The sequence below is a fragment of the Micromonospora rifamycinica genome (assembly GCF_900090265.1).
Lineage (GTDB): Bacteria > Actinomycetota > Actinomycetes > Mycobacteriales > Micromonosporaceae > Micromonospora > Micromonospora rifamycinica.
In genome coordinates this window covers 5,437,293-5,455,044 of sequence record NZ_LT607752.1, presented here as the reverse complement: position 1 = coordinate 5,455,044, position 17,752 = coordinate 5,437,293, and the positions used below count along the sequence as shown (strand labels likewise).

Genomic DNA, 17,752 nt, shown 5'->3' with positions numbered 1-17,752 from the left:
GTCGATGACTCCGCCGCGCACCCTCGACCGCCCCGTCCGAACCGGCCCGGACCGTCGCGGCCCGCGTCGTCGTGCGGTGTCGTCGCCCGCCGGTCGCACCAGGGGTGCGAGCATGGCCCTGGTGCCCGACGGAGGATGCCGGACGACACGAGGTGGAGGTGACCGACCATGACCGCAGCGGTGTTCGGCCACGACGGACCGTGGACCGAAGAGGAGTACCTCTCCCTCGACGAGACATCTCAACGCGTCGAACTCTTCGACGGGAGCCTCCACGTGACCCCTGCCCCCACCCCCCGCCACCAGCGCATCTCGCGCAGACTGGGCAACATACTCGAACCGGCGGCCGAGCAGGCCGGTCTGGAACTGCTGGAGGCGGTGAACGTCCGGCTTCGCCCCGGCCGCATCCCCATCCCCGACCTCGTCATCACCGACCCCGTGAATCTGGACGAGCCGATGATCGAGGCGGACGAGGTACACCTCGTCTGCGAGATCATCTCGCCGAGCAACGCGTCCACCGACAAGGTCCTCAAGATGCACTACTACGCGGCCGCCGGCATCGGGTGGTATCTGCTGGTGGAGCAGGGAACCGGCGCGCTACGCCCCTACCGTCGGCGGGGACGCCACTACACGGAACACTCCGCCACCAAACGGGGCGAGGCCCTGCACCTACTCGAGCCGGTGCGGGCCACGATCCGGCCCGAGGATCTGGTGCCCTGACGGATGTCGGTGGACTGGCCTAGGGTCGGTCCATGACCGAGTTCGATGCGGCGTCCGCCGCCGTCCAGGCCGCCCTCGACGCGGGCGCCCGGTACGCCGACGCCCGGGTGATGCACCTGCGCTACGAGTCGATGTCCGCGCGCAACGGCGAGATCGAGGAGCTGACCCAGGACGAGAGCCTCGGCCTGGGCGTACGCGCGCTGGTCGGGTCCGGGTGGGGCTTCCACGCCGTACCCGAGCTGTCCGACGCGGCGGCGCGGGCGGCCGGCCGGCGGGCCGCGGAGGTCGCCGCCGCGAGCGCCCGGGTGCCCGGTCCACCGATCACGCTGACCCCGGCCGAGCCGACGGTGGCGAGCTGGGCGTCCGGCTGCGCGGTCGATCCGCTGGGCGTGGCGCTGTCCGACAAGGGCGACCTGCTGGTCCGGGCCACCGGGGCGGCCCGGGGGCAGGGGGCCGACCTGGCCGAGGGGCTCTACCAGATCTGGGACACCCGCAAGTGGTTCGTCTCCAGCGAGGGGCACCGCATCGACCAGCACATCCGTGAGTGCGGCGGCGGCATCTCGGCCACCTCGATCGGCGAACACGAGACGCAGCGCCGTTCCTGGCCGAGCTACCGGGGCCAGTACGGCACCACCGGCTGGGAGCTGGTCGAGTCGCTGGACCTGACCGGGCACGCCGCCCGGATCGCCGACGAGTCCCGGGCGCTGCTCACCGCGCCCGAGTGCCCGGCCGGCGAGACCGACCTGATCCTCGGCGACGAGCAGCTCGCGTTGCAGATCCACGAGTCGGTCGGGCACGCCATCGAGCTGGACCGGATCCTCGGCTGGGAGGCGGCGTTCGCCGGCACCTCCTGGCTCGACCTGGCCCGGCTCGGGTCGCTGCGCTACGGCTCCGAGCTGATGAACATCACCATCGACCCCACGATCCCCGGGGCGCTGGGCAGCTTCGGCTTCGACGACGAGGGCTCCCCGGCGGTCAAACGCGACGCGGTACGCGAGGGCCGCTGGGTCGGGGTGCTCGCCGGCCGGGACTCGGCCGCCGTCGCCGGCCTGGACCACGGCGGCAGCGTCCGGGCCGACGGGTGGGCCCGGCTGCCGATGGTGCGGATGACCAACGTGGGCCTGGAGCCCGGCCCGCACACCCTCGACGAGATCATCGCGGCCACCGACGACGGGGTGCTGATGGACGTCAACCGGTCCTGGTCGATCGACGACCGGCGGCTCAACTTCCAGTTCGGCTGTGAGATCGCCTGGGAGGTGCGCAACGGCCGGCGGGGCCGGATGCTGCGCAACCCCACCTACACCGGCATCGGGCCGCTGTTCTGGCGGTCGATGGACATGCTCTCCTCCGAGATCGTCCCGTGGGGCACCCCGAACTGCGGAAAGGGCCAGCCCGGCCAGATCGGGCACACCGGCCATCCGGCCGCGCCGGCCCGGTTCCGGGGCGTCCGGGTGGGGGTCCGCGCATGACCGGCCCGGGGGACACCGGCGCGACCGAGCTGGACGTCGCCGCCCGGGTGGTGGAGCTGGTCCACCAGGTCGCCGGTCCGTCGGCCCAGGCCGAGGTGACCGTCGTCCGGCACGAGCTGGCGCTGACCCGGTTCGCCAACTCGTTCATCCACCAGAACGTCGCCGAGTCCGGGGTGCGGGTCCGGCTGCGGGTGCACGTCGACGGCCGGACGGCCGCCGGGGGCGGCAGCCTGGTCGACGCGGACGGGCTGCGCGCCCTGGTCGGGCGCACCCTCGCCGCGGCCCGGCTCTGCCCACCCGACCCGGCCTGGCCGGGGTTGACCCCACCGTCGGCGGTGCACTCCAACGGCCTGCTCGACGAGGCCACCGCCACCGCCGAGCCGGCGGCCCGCGCCGAGCGGGTCCGGGCCTTCGTCGACGCGGTGGGCGGGCTGGAGGCGGCCGGCTACTGCCGTACCTCGTACCGGTCGGGGGCGTTCGCCAACTCGCTCGGACAGTCGGCGCAGGGGCGGACCACCGAGGCGGCGATGGACGGCATCGCCCGGGCGGACGGCGCGGACGGGGTGGCCCGGATCTGCGCCGGCCGCCTCGACGGGCTGGACGGCGCGGCCCTCGGCCGGCGGGCGGCGGCCAAGGCGCGGGCCGCCGCCGACCCGGTCGAGCTGCCACCGGGCCGGTACGAGGTGGTCCTCGAACCGGCCGCCGTGGCCGACCTGTTGCAGAACCTCGCCTGGTACGGCTTCAACGGCAAGCGGCACGCCGAAGGTCAGTCGTTCGCCCGCCCCGGCACCGCCCAGTTCGATCCGGCGGTGACCCTGGTCGACGACCCGACGTACGGCGGCGCGATGCCGTTCGACCTGGAGGGCACCCCGTGCCGGGCACTCACCCTGGTCGAGGCGGGCACCACCCTGGCGGTGGCCCACGACCGGCGCAGCGCCGCCGGGGCGGGCGCCACGTCGACCGGCCACGGTGCCCCGGGCGGGTCCACCTTCGGCCCGGTCCCGCGTACCGTGCGCCTGCTCGGCCGGGCCGGGGCGGGCGACGCCGGTCCCGCCCCGACCGGCGACGGCACCGGGGCGGTGGCCGATGCGGACACCGCCGCGCTGGTCGCGCCGATGGCCCGGGGGCTGCTGGTCAGCGACTTCTGGTACACCCGGGTGCTGGACCCGAAGAGTCTGGTGATCACCGGGTTGACCCGTAACGGGGTGTGGCTGGTGGAGGACGGCGTGCCGACCCGGGCGGTCCGGAACCTCCGGTTCACCGAGGCGTACCCACGGGCGTTGGGGCCGGGTGCGGTGCTGGGGCTCGGCCGGTCGCCGGTCCGCCAGCCGGACCGGACCGACGGCGGCTGGTGGGAGGCGCCGCCGCTGCGGCTGGCCTCGTGGAACTTCACCGGCGGCGCCTCGGGCTGAGCGGTCACCGCCGGGGCACCGGTCCGGCCGCCCCGCGGTGCCGGCCGGAACTGATCGTGGCGCGGGGCTTTCCAAGGTGCGGGACACACGGGACACTGCGTTGCGCGGCCCGACCGTGGAGATCGGCGTAACGTGTGTCACTTAGCTGCGCCGATGTCCCGGCGCGGTCGCCTGCGTGCCGCAAGACGTGGCAGTGGACACGGTCCGGCCGGTCCGCTGACCGCACGGAACGTGAACCGCCGCCCGCGAGGGCCCGTCCCGTCAGGAAGACAACTCGAATGACATCAACGGCAACGAAGCCGCGGGGGGCGCGGGCGCGCGCCGCCATCACGGCGAAGACGTTGCGAACCGACCGCTGGTGGTTCGCCCCCCTGATCACCGTCGTCGGGCTCACCGCCTGGGTGGCGTACGCGACCGTCCGGGTTTTCATGCACAAGTGGTACTGGGTGGAGCAGTACCACTACCTGACGCCGTTCTACTCCCCCTGTGTGACCGACCGGTGTGTCGAGGGATCGTCGCACTTCGGCAGCTTCCTGCCCGGCTGGTGGATCATCCCGGACGCGGCGCTGACCCTGCCGTTCCTGCTGCTGTTCCGGCTCACCTGCTACTACTACCGCAAGGCGTACTACCGGTCGTTCTGGCTGTCGCCGCCGGCCTGCGCGGTTCCCGACGGGCACAGGTCCTACTCCGGGGAGACCCGGTTCCCGCTGCTCGGGCAGAACCTGCACCGCTACTTCTTCTACGCCGCCGCGATCATCTCGCTGATCAACACCTGGGACGCGGTGCTGGCCTTCCACTCACCGGAGGGCTTCGGCTTCGGGCTGGGCAACGTCATCCTGCTGCTCAACGTGGTGATGCTCTGGGCGTACACCATCTCCTGCCACTCCTGTCGGCACATCATCGGCGGCCGGCTGAAGCACTTCTCCGCGCACCCGGTGCGTTACCGCGCCTGGACGTTCGTGTCCAAGCTCAACACCCGGCACATGCAGCTCGCCTGGATCACCCTCGGCACGCTGGCCCTCACCGACTTCTACGTGATGGCCGTCGCCGCCGGATGGTTCGACGACCTGCGGTTCATCAACTAGAGGGCGCGCGACATGACCACTACCACTCGCATCGAACGACACCACTACGACGTCGTCGTGATCGGGGCCGGCGGCGCCGGCCTGCGCGCGGCGATCGAGGCCCGGCTCGCCGGCAAGAAGACCGCGATCATCTCCAAGTCGCTCTTCGGCAAGGCGCACACCGTGATGGCCGAGGGCGGCGCGGCGGCCGCGATGGGGAACGTGAACAGCCGGGACAACTGGCAGGTGCACTTCCGCGACACCATGCGCGGCGGCAAGTTCCTCAACAACTTCCGGATGGCCGAGCTGCACGCGAAGGAGTCGCCGCAGCGGATCTGGGAGCTGGAGACGTACGGCGCGCTCTTCGACCGGACCAAGGACGGGAAGATCTCCCAGCGCAACTTCGGCGGTCACGAGTACCCCCGGCTGGCGCACGTCGGTGACCGCACCGGTCTGGAGCTGATCCGCACCCTCCAGCAGAAGATCGTCTCCCTCCAGCAGGAGGACAAGCGCGACCTCGGCGACTACGAGGCGCGGATCAAGGTGTTCTCCGAGACCACCATCACCGAGCTGCTGCTCGACGGGGACCGGGTGGCCGGGGCGTTCGGCTACTACCGGGAGTCCGGCGAGTTCATCCTGTTCGAGGCCCCGGCGGTGGTGCTGGCCACCGGTGGCGTCGGCCGGTCCTACAAGGTCACCTCGAACTCGTGGGAGTACACCGGGGACGGGCACGCGCTGGCCCTGCGGGCCGGGGCCACGCTGATCAACATGGAGTTCCTCCAGTTCCACCCGACCGGCATGGTCTGGCCGCCCTCGGTGAAGGGCATCCTGGTCACCGAGTCGGTGCGGGGCGACGGCGGCGTGCTGAAGAACTCCGACGGCAAGCGGTTCATGTTCGACTACGTCCCCGACGTCTTCCGCAAGCAGTACGCGGAGACCGAGGAGGAGGCGGACCGCTGGTACACCGACCCGGACAACAACCGGCGTCCGCCGGAGCTGCTCCCCCGCGACGAGGTCGCCCGCGCGATCAACAGCGAGGTCAAGGCCGGTCGGGGTACGCCGGCCGGCGGCGTCTACCTGGACATCGCCTCCCGGCGTTCGGCCGAGGAGATCCGTCGCCGACTGCCGTCGATGTACCACCAGTTCAAGGAGCTGGCCGACGTCGACATCACCGCCGAGCCGATGGAGGTCGGGCCGACCTGTCACTACGTGATGGGCGGCGTCGAGGTGGACCCGGACTCCGGCGCGGCGCACGGCACCGTGCAGGGGCTGTTCGCCGCCGGTGAGGTCTCCGGTGGCATGCACGGCTCCAACCGGTTGGGTGGCAACTCGCTGTCCGACCTGCTGGTCTTCGGCAAGCGGGCCGGCGGGCACGCGGCGTCGTACACCGATCAGCTGACCGCGCGGCCGAAGGTGCCGGTGGGTGCGGTGGAGACCGCCGTGGAGACGGCGTTGGCGCCGTTGCAGCGGGATACCGGGGAGAGCCCGTACACCCTCCAGCAGGACCTCCAGGCGGTGATGGGGGATCTGGTAGGGATCATCCGCCGGGAGGGCGAGCTGGTCGACGCCCTGCGCAGGCTGACCGAGCTGCGGGAGCGGGTGGCGAAGGTGAGCGCGGTCGGTGGCCGGCGCTACAACCCGGGCTGGCACCTGGCGTTGGACCTGCGCAACATGCTGGTCGTCTCGGAGTGCACCGCGAAGGCGGCGCTGGAGCGCCAGGAGTCGCGCGGCGGGCACACCCGGGAGGACTTCCCGACCATGGACCCGGCCTGGCGTCGGGTCAACCTGGTCTGCTCCCTGGACGGCGACACCGTCCGGCTGGAGCACAAGCCGCTGCCGACGATGCGGGCCGAGCTGATCGGCCTCTTCGACCGGACCGAGCTGGCCAAGTATCTGACCGACGAGGAGCTGGCCGACCTCGACGTCGTCGGCGAGGAGGCGAACTGATGGGAAGCAAGAGGGAGTTCCGCATCTGGCGGGGCGACGAGACCGGCGGTGACCTCCAGGACTACTCGGTCGAGGTGAACGAGGGCGAGGTCGTCCTTGACGTCATCCACCGGCTCCAGGCCACCGACGCGCCGGACCTGGCCTGCCGGTGGAACTGCAAGGCCGGCAAGTGCGGCTCCTGCTCGATGGAGATCAACGGCAAGCCCCGGCTGAGCTGCATGACCCGGATGTCGACGTTCGAGGAGTCCGAGACGGTCACGGTCACCCCGTTGCGGACCTTCCCGGTGATCCGGGACCTGGTCACGGACGTCTCGTTCAACTACGAGAAGGCCCGGGAGACGCCGGCCTTCGCCCCGCCGGCCGACCTGGCCCCGGGCGAGTACCGGATGCAGCAGGTCGACGTGGAGCGCTCGCAGGAGTTCCGCAAGTGCATCGAGTGCTTCCTGTGCCAGAACGTCTGCCACGTGATCCGCGATCACGAGGAGAACAAGCCGGCCTTCTCCGGCCCGCGGTTCTTCATCCGGGCCGCCGAGCTGGACATGCACCCGCTGGACGCGAAGACCGACCGCAAGCAGTACGCGCAGCAGGAGCAGGGTCTCGGCTTCTGCAACATCACCAAGTGCTGCACCGAGGTCTGCCCCGAGCACATCAAGATCACCGACAACGGGATCATCCCCATGAAGGAGCGGGTCGTCGACCGCAGGTACGATCCCCTGGTATGGCTCGGTAGCAAGATCTTCCGTCGGGGTGAGACGCCCCAGAGCACCGCGAACAGCGCGGGAAAGGGGTCCGTGGTGCACAGCGGAACTCGTCAGACCGGAGTCCACTCGCACGCCGGAGGCTCCGGCGACCCGGCTGCGGAGGCCCAGGCGCAGCAGGGTGTGAACTGGCACCGCGAGGTCCCGCACCCGACCATGCCGGCGGTCGACGACCGGGGGCGGCTCCCGCTGACCGAGTTGACCTTCGACCGGGCGGCGGCCCCGTCGCCGTTCGGTGACGACGTGACCTTCCCGTTGCCGCCGGAGCACCTCAACTTCGCCCACCCGAGCCAGGACGACAAGCCGACGAGCCACGGCGACGGGCACTGAGGTAGAGCACGACGGGGTCGGGCAACGAGGTAGCACGGCACTGACCCAGCGCGACCGGCGCCGGGCGGCACGACACGCGACGGGGGCCACGGCGAGAGCCGTCGGCCCCCGTCGGCGTTTCCCAGCCGGGTGTCCGATACCGGTCAGTCGGAGGCCAGCAGCGGGCCGAGGGCGGCGACGATGGGGGCATCGGCCGGGAGCCAGGTGACGCTGTGCAGCTCACCGGCGGTGAGCCAGCGCATCGCGGAGTGTTCCAGCGCGCGGGGCTGGTCACCGTGCAGCAGGCGGGCGGCGTACACCTTGAGCACCGAACGGCCGTGGGCCATCCGGACGTCCCGGCCGACCCGCTCGCCGATCTCGACCCGGACGGCCAGCTCCTCGGCGCACTCGCGGATCAGCGCGGCCGTCTCGCTCTCCCCGGGCTCGACCTTGCCGCCGGGGAACTCGAACATGCCGGCGACCTCGGGCGGTGCGGTGCGGGCACAGGCCAGCACCCGCCCGGCGGAGATGATCGCCGCGCCCACGACCACCCGCGGCTCGCGCCGGTCGGTCTGTCCGTTACCGCTACGCCGTTCGGTCTGCACGGGCATCCAGCGTGCCAGATCAATCGTCGGTTTGGGTACCGTGGCCGACCGGTAGGCCAATAAGAGACGGAAGTGTGGGCGTGGACACACCGCCATCGGGTCGACAGACTGTTAGCACCACGAGGACACGGGACGGCGACGATTTGGCCACAAGCCGGCAACGGCGCCTGGGAGGTGCGGTGATGCGCGTGCTGTTCACCAGCCGAGCCAAGCACGATTATCTCACTGACGCCCTCACGCTCCTGCACGGGTGGACCCGCGAGGGTGAGCAGATCCGCCGCACCCTGGTCATGGACGACTCCCAGCACGCGGCGCTGACCGAACGCATCAAGGTGGTCGCCGACGCGCTGCGGCTGCGGCCGGACATCAGCCGGCGGGACACCGAGACGCGCATCCGGGTCGGCCACGGCGACGGCGAGCCGCTCACCGAGGGTGAGGTGCTCCTCGCCGCCCGGATCGAGGACGCGTACCGCACGGTGACGGAGGACTGACCCCGGTCGCCGCGCCGGCTGTCGCACCGGTCACCGTGCCCGCCGAGCGCGCTCGTCACCGCGTCGGCTGTCGCACCGGTCACCGTGCCCGCCGAGCGCGCTCGTCACCGCGTCGGCTGAGCGCACCGGTCACCGTGCCCGCCGAGCGCGCTCGTCACCGCGTCGGCTGAGCGCACCGGTCACCGTATCGGCTGAGCGGGCTCGTCACCGCATCGGCTCGCCCTGCGCGGTGGGCAGTCCCAGCGCCTGGCGTACCGCCAGCTCGGTGGCCGGGTCGGGGTGCTGCCCGGCCTGCGCCACGATCTGGAGAAGCTTGCCCCGGTCGGGTTCCCCGTCGGCGTTCCGCCAGGCCGGCTCGGCCTGCTCCATCTCGGTGAGCATCCGTTCCATCGCCGGCCGCACCGGCTCCGGCCAGGGCTCCCGGCGCAGCCGGAACCACATGTCCGTGTGCGTCGTCTCGGCCCGCCGGACCGCGTCCCGCAGGGTGGCCGGGGGAGCCGCCGGCGCCTGTGCCACCAGCGCGGCCCGGGTCTCGACCCAGTCCCGGGTGGCCAGCAGGTAGCCGAGCTGGGCCGGGTCGAGCACCGTGCCGTCCATCCGCAGCGGCCGGGACAGGGCCTCCGGCGCGGTCAGGTAACAGGTGATCGTGGGATCGGTGGACCAGTCGACCCGGGTCGGCAGGTACCAGCTCAACCGCACCTCGGCGGGCAGCCCCAGCGGATCCACGACGTAGCTGCGCTGCCGCTGCCGGCACAGCGCCTCCGCCCGCTGGGAGAGCACCGCCGCACCGGGGTACCGCTCGTCGGCGGACCGTTCGTACGCGGGGAAGTCGTCGACGTACTCGGCCTGGTGCGGGGTGTCACACGGCACCCGGGTGACCTGCTCGGGCGCGGTCCGGCTGGCGGTGGCCCCGGTGGGAACCCGGAAGCAGTCGCCCACCCGCAGGGCGCGCAGCCCGGTGTCCGGCGCGGAGCCCGTCCAGGTGACGCCCCACGCCACCAGCCCGGCCAGCAGCCACCCACCGCACAACACCAGCCCGGCGACCACCAGGCCCTTCCCCCGCTCGCCGTCGCGCCGGATCCGGCGCAGCGCGAACCCGGCGGTGACCAGGGCGAGCACGCCGCCGAGCAGGCCGAGGACGAGGGTGACGACGGCCAGCCGGTTCAGCCGGCCCCGGTCGGCCGACCGCTGCGGCCACGGCTCCCAGTCCCCGACGGCGGCGGGGCGTGCGGGAGGGGTCGGGGCCGCCTCTCCGTCACCGGTCGGGGCCGCCTCCCCGGCACCGGTCGGGGCCGCCTCCCCGGCACCGGTCGGGGCCGCCTCCCCGGCACCGGTCGGGGCCGCCTCCCCGGCACCGGTCGGGGCCGCTTCCCCGTCACCGGTCGACGTCGACTGCCCCTGCGGCTCGTCGCCGGGTTGTGTCTTGGAATGTTCGCTGGTCACGCCGCCGCCCTCCCCCGTCGCCCGCGTCCGGCCAGGCATGGCGAGACTAGTCGACCGGACCAACCGACGGGGAACTGCGGAGGCTGGCGGGCACCTCCTACCGTGGGATCCATGGCAAATGTGACGTACGACCGCAAGGAGCAGTTCCAGCAGATCCAGAGTGGACTGCTCGACGGGGAACAGATCATCGCCGTCTACGACGCCGTCGGCACCGGCACCGGGTTCATCGGCCTGACCGACCGGCGCGTGATCATCCAGGACCGCTCCTTCGTGGGCAAGCGGTACGCGATCACCAGCATCCCGTACTCGAAGATCACCAGCGTGAGCGTGGTGAGCAACAAGTCATGGGGCGGGGAGTTCTTCTCCACCGGCTCGATCGCGGTGCACGTCGGCACCCACACCTACGAGGTGGAGTTCCGGGGCGCGCAGAAGAGCCACCACGTGCACAACGTGATCCTGCACTACATCTCCTGACCCGCGCCCCGCCCGGCAGCACCGGCCGGGGCGGCCGTGGCGGCCGGGGCGGCCAGGGCGGCCGGCTGCCGGTCGGCGGGAGGAGCCCCGGTGGCGATCAGGGCGTCGAGGATGTCCCGGGCCGCGGCCAGCCGCTGCATCGACGCGGTGATCCGCGCCCGCTCCTCGGCCAGGCCGTCGAGGAGTTCGGGACAGGTCGGGGCGAGCACCGTGGTGTCGTCCGGCACGCAGGGCAGGATCTCGGCGATCACCGCCGTGCCGAGCCCGGCCGAGAGCAGCAACCGGATGTGCCGCACGGTGGTCACGGCCTGCTCGCCGTAGTCGCGGTAGCCGCTCGGCCGCCGGTCGGGCCGCAGCAGGCCCTGTTCCTCGTAGTAGCGCAGGGCGCGGGTGCTCACCCCGGCCCGCCGGGCCAGTTCACCGATTCGCATGCGGACAGCAGACCGCGGACTTGACTTTCACGTCAACGTGAAGGTCTAGCGTCCTCGGCATGAGCGATCCACAACTCACGTACCGCGACCCGGTGGCGGTGCTCGGCCTGGGTCCGATGGGCCGGGCGCTCGCCGCCACCCTGATCTCCGCCGGGGTTCCGACGACCGTCTGGAACCGTACCCCGGACCGGGCCGAAGCCCTGGTCGCGCGCGGCGCGACGGCCGCGCCGACCGTCACCGGGGCGGTCCGGGCCGCCACCCTCGTGATCACCTGCCTGCGGAACCCGGCGGCCGTCGACAGCGTGCTGGCCGGCCACGACGACTGGGCCGGACGGACGGTCGTCGACGTCACCACCAGCCGGCCGGACGAGGCCCGCAGGCTGTCGGACTGGGCCGACGGCCACCGCGTCCACCTGGTGAAGGGCGCCATCCTGACCCCGACCCCGACGATCGGCACACCGGCCGCCATCACGCTGTGGTGCGGCGACCGACCCGCCTTCGACGCCGCCCTGCCCGCCCTGGCGACCTTCGGCGGTACCCCCGCCCACCTCGGCGCCGACCCGGGCGCGGCGGCGGCGTACGACATGGCGCTGCTCGACCTGTTCGGCACCGCGGTCAGCGGACTCACCCACGCCTTCGCCCTGGCCTCGGCCGAGGGCATCGACCCCCGGTCGTTCGCCCGGTACGCCGCCGGCATCGCCCCGATGCTCGGCGAGATGACGACCCGCTTCGCCGACCAGCTCACCGAGGAGCGGTTCCCCGGCGACCTGTCCACCGTCGCCTCGGCCCACTCGGGCATCACCCACGTCATCGAGACCGCCGACACCCACGGGATCGACTCCGCGGTGCTGCGCGCCGCCCGGTCGGTCATCGCGCGGGCCGTCACCGCCGGCCACGGCGAGGACGGACTCGCCCGACTGGCCCGGTTCCTCACACCGGTCCGCTCCGGCTGAGCCCGGCGACCGGCGGCCCTGCGATACTCGTCCGCATGCGGAGCAGCCTCTCCACTGTGGTCCGACGACTGCGCCGTCCCGACGGCCGGCGAGCCCGCTGGCTCCGCCGCGCCGTCGTGACGGCCCTCGTCGGCACGGTGCTGCTGACCGGTGCCACCGTGGCGAGCGTCGCCTGGATCCGGGCCGACGCCGACGGGCACCTCTTCGCCGAGCAGGACGTCCCCGAGACACCGGTCGCCCTGGTGCTGGGCACCATGGTGGAGTCCGACGGCACACCGTCGCCGTTCCTCACCGCCCGCCTGGAGATCGCACGCCGGCTGCTCGCCGCCGGCCGGGTGCACGCCATCCTGCTCTCCGGCGACAACATGCACCCGGGCTACGACGAGCCCACCGCGATGCGGCGCTGGCTGCTCGCCCACGGCGTGCCGGCGGAACGGGTGGTGCTCGACTACGCCGGCTTCGACACCTACGACTCCTGCGCCCGCGCCAAGCGGATCTTCGGGGTGGACCGGGCCACCGTCGTGACGCAGTCCTTCCACCTGCCCCGCGCCGTCGCGGTGTGCCGGCGGCTCGGCATCGACGCCAGCGGGGTGGGCGACGACACCGCCCGCGCGGACGACCGGACGTGGTGGATCAGCTCCACCCGCGAGTACGGCGCGTGCGTCAAGGCCGCGCTCGACCTGCTGTCCGGGCGTGACCCGGTGCACCTCGGCCGCCGGGAGACCGGCGTGGACGACGCGCTGCGCGCCGGCTGACCGGCCCGCCGCGCTACAACCGCTTGGTCATCCGGATGGCGGTGACCTCGAACCCCATCTGCTCGTAGAGCGCCCGCGCGCCGGTATTGAACCCGAACACGCTCAGCCCGATGGCGACCACGCCCAACTCCCGGCACACCCGTTCGGCGGCCTCGATCATCGCCCGGCCGTAGCCCCGGCGACGCAGCTCCTCGCGTACCTCGAAGTCGTAGCCGAAGGCGTGCAGGCCGTCGGACTTCTGCTCCAGGTGCAGCCAGAGCATGCCGACCTCGTCGGTGTCGGCGTACGCCGTCCACAGCCGGTGGCCCTCGGTGGCCAACCCGTCGGGCAGCAGGTTCCGGTAGTCCTGCCGGGCCTTCTCCTGCGCGTCCGGCAGCGGCATCGCCCCGGAGGCCGCGATGTTCCGCGCGTACTCCTCCTCGGCGCGCTCCCGGTAACGGAGGTACTGCTCGTCGGTCATCGGTGCCAGTCGCAGGGTCACGCAGCCACGGTAGGCCAGCACCGCCCCGGCCCGCTGCCCGAGGTCGGGCGGTGCGTCGCCACCCGGCCCGGCAGGTCACCGGGGCGGTGGTCAGAAGTCGATGAACCCGGCTACGACCTCGTCCACGGTGCCGTCGTCGCGCGGCGTGCCGTAGAAGTACACCGAGCCGTATCCCCAGAGGTACGAGTCGACCATGTCCGCCAGTTCGCCGGCCACCGGCCACCCTTCCTCGTCGATCTGGAAGAGGAAAACGTGCCCGTCGGCGAGCACCGCGTCCGCGTAACCCGGTTCGTTCTGGATGAGCACCGGTTCGGTGCCGAGGCGCACGAACGGAACGACGTCGCCGTCGCACTCCGTCAACGCGGCGCAGCGCAGCCCGGGCCAGCCGAGCTCCGTACGCGAGCCCCGTGGCGACGGCCGGTGCAGGACGGCCCGCATCGCCATGCCCGGATATTCGAGATCGTCGTCGGTGATCTCGAACCCTTCGCGCAGCAGCACCGACACCTCACGACCACCTGTCCAGGACGCGCAGTCCGCGGGGAGCGTGAGGAGGTAGCGGTGCGTCGCCAGCACCGGATCGGACTCGATCGCCACCGGCGGTGCGCCGCCGATGCGCCCGCCGCTGCGGCCGTCCGGGAGGGCGGGCGTCAACGTCGTGACCATGGCGCGACCGTACCGGGAGGGTCGGACGTCGACGCGGAACCCCACCGCGTTCCGTCACCGCTCGACGGCGCGGCCGGTCGACCCCAGATCCAGGAACATCACGTGCAGCCCCACCAGGCCGTGCTCGGGGTGGTCGAACGCCTCCGGGACGGTGGCGAGCACCTCGAAGCCCAGCGAACGCCACAGCCGCACCGCGACCTCGTTCGTCTCGACGACCGCGTTGAACTGGATGCTCCGGTAACCGGTGGCCCGCGCCCGGTCGACGACGTGCTCAGCGAGAGCACGACCGACACCACGGCCGGCATGCCGTGGATCGACCATGAAACTGGCCGTCGCCACATGTGCGCCCCGACCGGGCCGGTTCGGGCCCATCTTCGCGCTTCCGAGAACGGTCGACCCGTCCACCGCGACGACGGTGCACCCCGGCGGGGACTCCATCCACCACCCGCGACCCTGCTCCAGCGACAGGTTCTCGGGGAACGCGTACGTGCGCCCCTGCGCCACGATCTCGCTGAAGAAGGGGTAGATCGCGGGCCAGTCGCCGTCCTCGGCGTCTCGGATCAGCATCGGACCACCGTAGATCCGGTCAATCGACCTGACAACGCGGTTCGGGCGCCGGGGCCGCCCGACGCGGCTCCCAGCCGGAGACGTTGTCGGTGTGCGTCTTCATGCTTTCCAGCAGCTCGACCGGAAGCGTGATCGTGACCTTCCTCGTCTTCGCCATGTCGTGACCACACCACGGTATTACCGGCGGGCCGGCCCGCTGCACGTTGAACCGGAACTAGACATTAAACCTGAACTCCACCACGTCCCCGTCCTGCATGACGTACTCCTTGCCCTCGATCCGGACCTTGCCGGCGGCCTTCGCCGCCGCCATCGAACCGGCCGTGACCAGGTCGTCGTAGGAGACCACCTCGGCCTTGATGAAGCCGCGCTGGAAGTCACTGTGGATCACCCCGGCGGCTTCCGGGGCGGTCGCGCCGACCGGCACGGTCCAGGCCCGCGCCTCCTTCGGCCCCGCCGTCAGGTACGTCTGGAGCCCGAGCGTGCGGAAGCCGACCCGGACGAGCTGGTCCAGCCCCGGCTCGGACTGCCCGATCGACTCCAGCAGCTCGCGGGCCTCGTCCTCGGGCAGGTCGACCAGCTCGGATTCGATCTTGGCGTCCATGAAGACGGCCTCGGCGGGAGCCACCAGGGCGCGCAGCTCGTCGAGGAACCCGGCGTTGCCCAGCTCGGCCTCGTCGACGTTGAAGACGTACAGGAACGGCTTGGTGGTGAGCAGGTGCAGCTCCCGCAGGTGCTCCAGCTCGATCTTGGCGGCGGCGGCCCCGGCGTACAGGGTGGTGCCGCCGTCGAGCACCTCGACGGCCTGCTTCGCGGCGGCCACGGCGGCGGCCCGGTCCTTGCGGAGCTTGGCCTCCTTCTCCAGCCGGGGCAGCGCCTTCTCCAGGGTCTGCAGGTCGGCCAGGATCAGCTCGGTGTTGATCGTCTCGATGTCGTCGGCGGGCGAGACCTTGCCGTCGACGTGTACCACGTTCGGGTCGGAGAAGGCCCGCACCACCTGACAGATGGCCGAGGCGTCCCGGATGTTCGCCAGGAACGCATTGCCCCGGCCCTGTCCCTTCGACGCGCCCCGCACCAGACCGGCGATGTCGACGAACGACACCGGCGCGGGCAGCACCTTCTGCGACGAGAAGATCTCGGCGAGCTTGTCGAGCCGCGCGTCCGGCAGCCCCACCACCCCGACGTTGGGCTCGATGGTGGCGAACGGGTAGTTCGCCGCGAGCACGTCGTTCTTGGTCAGCGCGTTGAACAGGGTGCTCTTGCCGACGTTGGGCAGGCCGACGATGCCGATGGTGAGACTCACGACGGGCCAGCTTACGCCGTCGGCCACCGGCACCCGGCAGGCAGCCCCGTCGGGACAGCTCAGCCGGCGAGCCGCCAGCCCGCCCCGCTGTCCGCCGCGCCGTCGTCGGGCACCGCGCCGTCCGCCGCTCTGCCGTCCACCGTGCCGCCGTCGAGCGCTCCGGTGTCCGCCGCTCTGCCGTCCACCGCGCCGGGCAGCTCGCCGGCCGCCGCGAGCGGCAGGGTGAGTCGTTCCCGCGCCGCCGGCCCGGCCCGCTCGGACTCGCCGAGCATCCACCGCACCTCGTCGGGCGTCCAGCCCAGCCCGCGCCGGCCGGCGATCTCCCGGACCAGCCGTCGACCGACCCGGGTGTCGTCATCGTAGAACCGCATGCACCAGTGGTGCGCCCACATGCCCAGCGCCCGCAGGCCGGCCCCGTCGAGCGAGCCGGCCAGCCGGCCGCAGGCGGTGTCGGCGAACGGCCGCGCCGGATCGTCGGCCCGGTCCCGCTCGATCGCGCCGAAGGCGGCCGGCGCGACCACCCGCATCCGGTCGTAGAGGCCCTGCGCGGCGGCGTCGTCCAGCTGCCCCCGCCCTGACCGAGGGTCGCCCCGCCCGGTCATGCTCGCCATCGCCGCACCCTTTCTGGAGTTGGTGCCGGGACGCTACCGACCACTACCGACACTTTCCGAACCGGAAACGTCCCCGGCTGCCGGGATAGGCGGAGTGGCCCGGGGCGTCTGTATCGGTGACAGACAACGACGGGGAGGGTGGGTGGACGAGGACGATCGAGCCCGGCTGGCCGAGTTCGTGGCCAGCCGGGCACCGGCCCTGATGCGGGTCGCGTACCTGCTCACCGGGGACCGGCACGCCGCCGAGGACCTGTTCCAGTCGGCGCTGGCCAAGACCATTCCGCGCTGGCGTGATCTGCGCCACACCGATCCGGAAGGCTACCTGCGCACGGTCATGTACCGGGAGCAGGTCAGCTGGTGGCGGCGACTGCGCCGGTACCGGGAGACGTTGCTCACCGGCGGCGACGACCGGGCCGGGCCGGACCTGTTCGGCGGCACCGACGTACGGCTGGCGATGCGGGCCGCGCTGCGCGCCCTGCCGGCGGCCCAGCGCACGGTCGTGGTCCTGCGCTACTACGAGGACCTGACCGAGACCCAGGTGGCCGCCGCGCTCGGCTGCTCGGTCGGGACCGTGCGCAGCCGCACCCACCGGGCCGTGGCCCGGCTGCGGCAACTCCTGCCGGACATCGAACTGCTGGAGGTACGGCGGTGACCACGCCCCTCGAGAACCTCATCCGCACCACCCTCTCCGACCTCGCCGAGGAGGCACCGACAGTGCACGACCAGTTGAACCGCGCGGAACGCCGGGCCCGGTCCCGCCGCCGCGCCACGATCACGATGAGCGCGGCGGGGGTCCTCGCCGCCATGCTGATCGCCACCCCGCTCGCGATGGCCGCCACCAGCAGCGGGGACGCCCCGCCGGCCGCACCGGCCTCGACGCCGAGCGGGCCACCCGCCGCACCCGCCCCGGCAGGGGTGACCGCACCCCCCGTCGACCAGGACGCCCGCACCGGTCGCCACAGTGCCCCGCCGCCACCCGTACCGGCCCGGAGCACCGTCCCCGGATCGCCGGGCAAGCCGGCCTCGACCGCCATCCCCGCCTCGCCCATCCCGGCGTCACCCATCCCCGCCTCGCCCATCCCGGCCTCACCCATCCCGGCCTCGCCCGTCCCCGCCTCGCCCGCGCCGCGCGTCGACGGGCCGCGGACCGGCCCGGTCACCGCACCGGCCCCCGCACGCACCGCATCGCCCGTCGACCAGGCCCCCGCGACCGGCCGGACGGCCGCGGCAGCCCCGGTACCCGCGCGCTGACCCAACGGCCTCCCCACCCCGGGACCGTCCGGGGTGGGGAGGCCCCGCCAC

General features: G+C 72.6%; 21 protein-coding genes. 12 read left to right on the top strand and 9 right to left on the bottom strand.

Going from position 1 to position 17,752, the window contains the following annotated elements; translation table 11 throughout:
* Positions 1-168: 168 nt before the first annotated feature.
* The 6 genes from GA0070623_RS22965 to GA0070623_RS22940 all read left to right on the top strand — a co-directional run bounded on the left by GA0070623_RS22965 (position 169) and on the right by GA0070623_RS22940 (position 7,697).
* On the top strand, positions 169-717 hold the full coding sequence (locus tag GA0070623_RS22965; protein WP_067313218.1) for a Uma2 family endonuclease: 549 nt from the start codon (positions 169-171) through the stop codon (positions 715-717).
* Between the two features lie 32 nt (positions 718-749).
* Positions 750-2,186 carry a TldD/PmbA family protein gene (locus tag GA0070623_RS22960; RefSeq protein WP_067313220.1) on the top strand — a complete coding sequence of 479 codons (1,437 nt, stop codon included), beginning with the start codon at positions 750-752 and terminating at the stop codon, positions 2,184-2,186.
* Entirely contained in the window at positions 2,183-3,598 is a 1,416-nt protein-coding gene (locus GA0070623_RS22955) for a metallopeptidase TldD-related protein (protein ID WP_067313222.1), read from the top strand. The genes GA0070623_RS22960 and GA0070623_RS22955 overlap by 4 nt, the downstream gene beginning before the upstream one ends.
* 278 nt (positions 3,599-3,876) lie before the next feature.
* On the top strand, positions 3,877-4,683 hold the full coding sequence (locus tag GA0070623_RS22950) for a hypothetical protein (protein ID WP_067313224.1): 807 nt from the start codon (positions 3,877-3,879) through the stop codon (positions 4,681-4,683).
* A gap of 12 nt (positions 4,684-4,695) precedes the next feature.
* On the top strand, positions 4,696-6,609 hold the full coding sequence (locus GA0070623_RS22945; protein WP_089004158.1) for a fumarate reductase/succinate dehydrogenase flavoprotein subunit: 1,914 nt from the start codon (positions 4,696-4,698) through the stop codon (positions 6,607-6,609).
* A complete protein-coding gene (locus tag GA0070623_RS22940; RefSeq protein WP_067313228.1) occupies positions 6,609-7,697 on the top strand; it encodes a succinate dehydrogenase/fumarate reductase iron-sulfur subunit in 1,089 nt (362 codons plus the stop codon). Before GA0070623_RS22945 ends, GA0070623_RS22940 begins: the two co-directional genes overlap by 1 nt.
* 143 nt (positions 7,698-7,840) lie before the next feature.
* On the opposite strand, the gene GA0070623_RS22935 is transcribed toward GA0070623_RS22940, so the two are convergent.
* The gene (locus tag GA0070623_RS22935; protein WP_067313231.1) at positions 7,841-8,281 is read right to left on the bottom strand and encodes a (deoxy)nucleoside triphosphate pyrophosphohydrolase; all 441 of its coding nucleotides are present in this window, start codon (positions 8,279-8,281) and stop codon (positions 7,841-7,843) included.
* A 182-nt stretch (positions 8,282-8,463) separates the two neighbouring features.
* Between GA0070623_RS22935 and GA0070623_RS22930 the strand changes: the two genes are divergently transcribed.
* Positions 8,464-8,772, top strand: a complete 309-nt coding sequence (locus GA0070623_RS22930) for a 4a-hydroxytetrahydrobiopterin dehydratase (RefSeq protein ID WP_067313230.1) — start codon at positions 8,464-8,466, stop codon at positions 8,770-8,772.
* Between the two features lie 204 nt (positions 8,773-8,976).
* On the opposite strand, the gene GA0070623_RS22925 is transcribed toward GA0070623_RS22930, so the two are convergent.
* Positions 8,977-10,215, bottom strand: coding sequence for a DUF4190 domain-containing protein (locus GA0070623_RS22925; RefSeq protein WP_089004157.1), 1,239 nt, complete (start codon positions 10,213-10,215; stop codon positions 8,977-8,979).
* 111 nt (positions 10,216-10,326) lie between these two features.
* Between GA0070623_RS22925 and GA0070623_RS22920 the strand changes: the two genes are divergently transcribed.
* Positions 10,327-10,689, top strand: a complete 363-nt coding sequence (locus GA0070623_RS22920) for a PH domain-containing protein (protein WP_067313722.1) — start codon at positions 10,327-10,329, stop codon at positions 10,687-10,689.
* Here the strand turns inward: GA0070623_RS22920 and GA0070623_RS22915 are convergent.
* Positions 10,677-11,120 carry a MerR family transcriptional regulator gene (locus GA0070623_RS22915; protein ID WP_067313710.1) on the bottom strand — a complete coding sequence of 148 codons (444 nt, stop codon included), beginning with the start codon at positions 11,118-11,120 and terminating at the stop codon, positions 10,677-10,679. The genes GA0070623_RS22920 and GA0070623_RS22915 overlap by 13 nt on opposite strands.
* A 59-nt stretch (positions 11,121-11,179) precedes the next feature.
* On the opposite strand from GA0070623_RS22915, the gene GA0070623_RS22910 reads away from it, so the two are divergent.
* Entirely contained in the window at positions 11,180-12,073 is an 894-nt protein-coding gene (locus tag GA0070623_RS22910) for an NAD(P)-dependent oxidoreductase (RefSeq protein WP_067313708.1), read from the top strand.
* 35 nt (positions 12,074-12,108) lie between these two features.
* Complete coding sequence (locus tag GA0070623_RS22905; protein WP_067313706.1) at positions 12,109-12,828, top strand: SanA/YdcF family protein; 720 nt, start codon at positions 12,109-12,111, stop codon at positions 12,826-12,828.
* A gap of 13 nt (positions 12,829-12,841) precedes the next feature.
* On the opposite strand, the gene GA0070623_RS22900 is transcribed toward GA0070623_RS22905, so the two are convergent.
* The 6 genes from GA0070623_RS22900 to GA0070623_RS22880 form a co-directional block, all read right to left on the bottom strand.
* Positions 12,842-13,309, bottom strand: a complete 468-nt coding sequence (locus GA0070623_RS22900) for a GNAT family N-acetyltransferase (protein ID WP_157517625.1) — start codon at positions 13,307-13,309, stop codon at positions 12,842-12,844.
* A gap of 90 nt (positions 13,310-13,399) precedes the next feature.
* On the bottom strand, positions 13,400-13,972 hold the full coding sequence (locus tag GA0070623_RS22895; RefSeq protein WP_067313719.1) for a hypothetical protein: 573 nt from the start codon (positions 13,970-13,972) through the stop codon (positions 13,400-13,402).
* 54 nt (positions 13,973-14,026) lie between these two features.
* Entirely contained in the window at positions 14,027-14,539 is a 513-nt protein-coding gene (locus GA0070623_RS22890; RefSeq protein WP_067313702.1) for a GNAT family N-acetyltransferase, read from the bottom strand.
* Positions 14,540-14,558: 19 nt separating this feature from the next.
* Positions 14,559-14,696, bottom strand: a complete 138-nt coding sequence (locus tag GA0070623_RS30105) for a hypothetical protein (RefSeq protein WP_157517624.1) — start codon at positions 14,694-14,696, stop codon at positions 14,559-14,561.
* Between the two features lie 57 nt (positions 14,697-14,753).
* Positions 14,754-15,839, bottom strand: coding sequence for a redox-regulated ATPase YchF (gene ychF, locus GA0070623_RS22885; RefSeq protein ID WP_067313716.1), 1,086 nt, complete (start codon positions 15,837-15,839; stop codon positions 14,754-14,756).
* A gap of 59 nt (positions 15,840-15,898) precedes the next feature.
* Positions 15,899-16,450 (bottom strand): hypothetical protein, encoded by a 552-nt coding sequence (locus GA0070623_RS22880; protein WP_407937947.1) that lies wholly within the window; start codon positions 16,448-16,450, stop codon positions 15,899-15,901.
* 142 nt (positions 16,451-16,592) lie between these two features.
* On the opposite strand from GA0070623_RS22880, the gene GA0070623_RS22875 reads away from it, so the two are divergent.
* Together GA0070623_RS22875 and GA0070623_RS22870 are read left to right on the top strand one after the other, a co-directional pair.
* The gene (locus GA0070623_RS22875) at positions 16,593-17,102 is read left to right on the top strand and encodes a SigE family RNA polymerase sigma factor (RefSeq protein WP_067313699.1); all 510 of its coding nucleotides are present in this window, start codon (positions 16,593-16,595) and stop codon (positions 17,100-17,102) included.
* A complete protein-coding gene (locus GA0070623_RS22870; protein WP_067313696.1) occupies positions 17,099-17,701 on the top strand; it encodes a hypothetical protein in 603 nt (200 codons plus the stop codon). The genes GA0070623_RS22875 and GA0070623_RS22870 overlap by 4 nt, the downstream gene beginning before the upstream one ends.
* Positions 17,702-17,752: the final 51 nt, after the last annotated feature.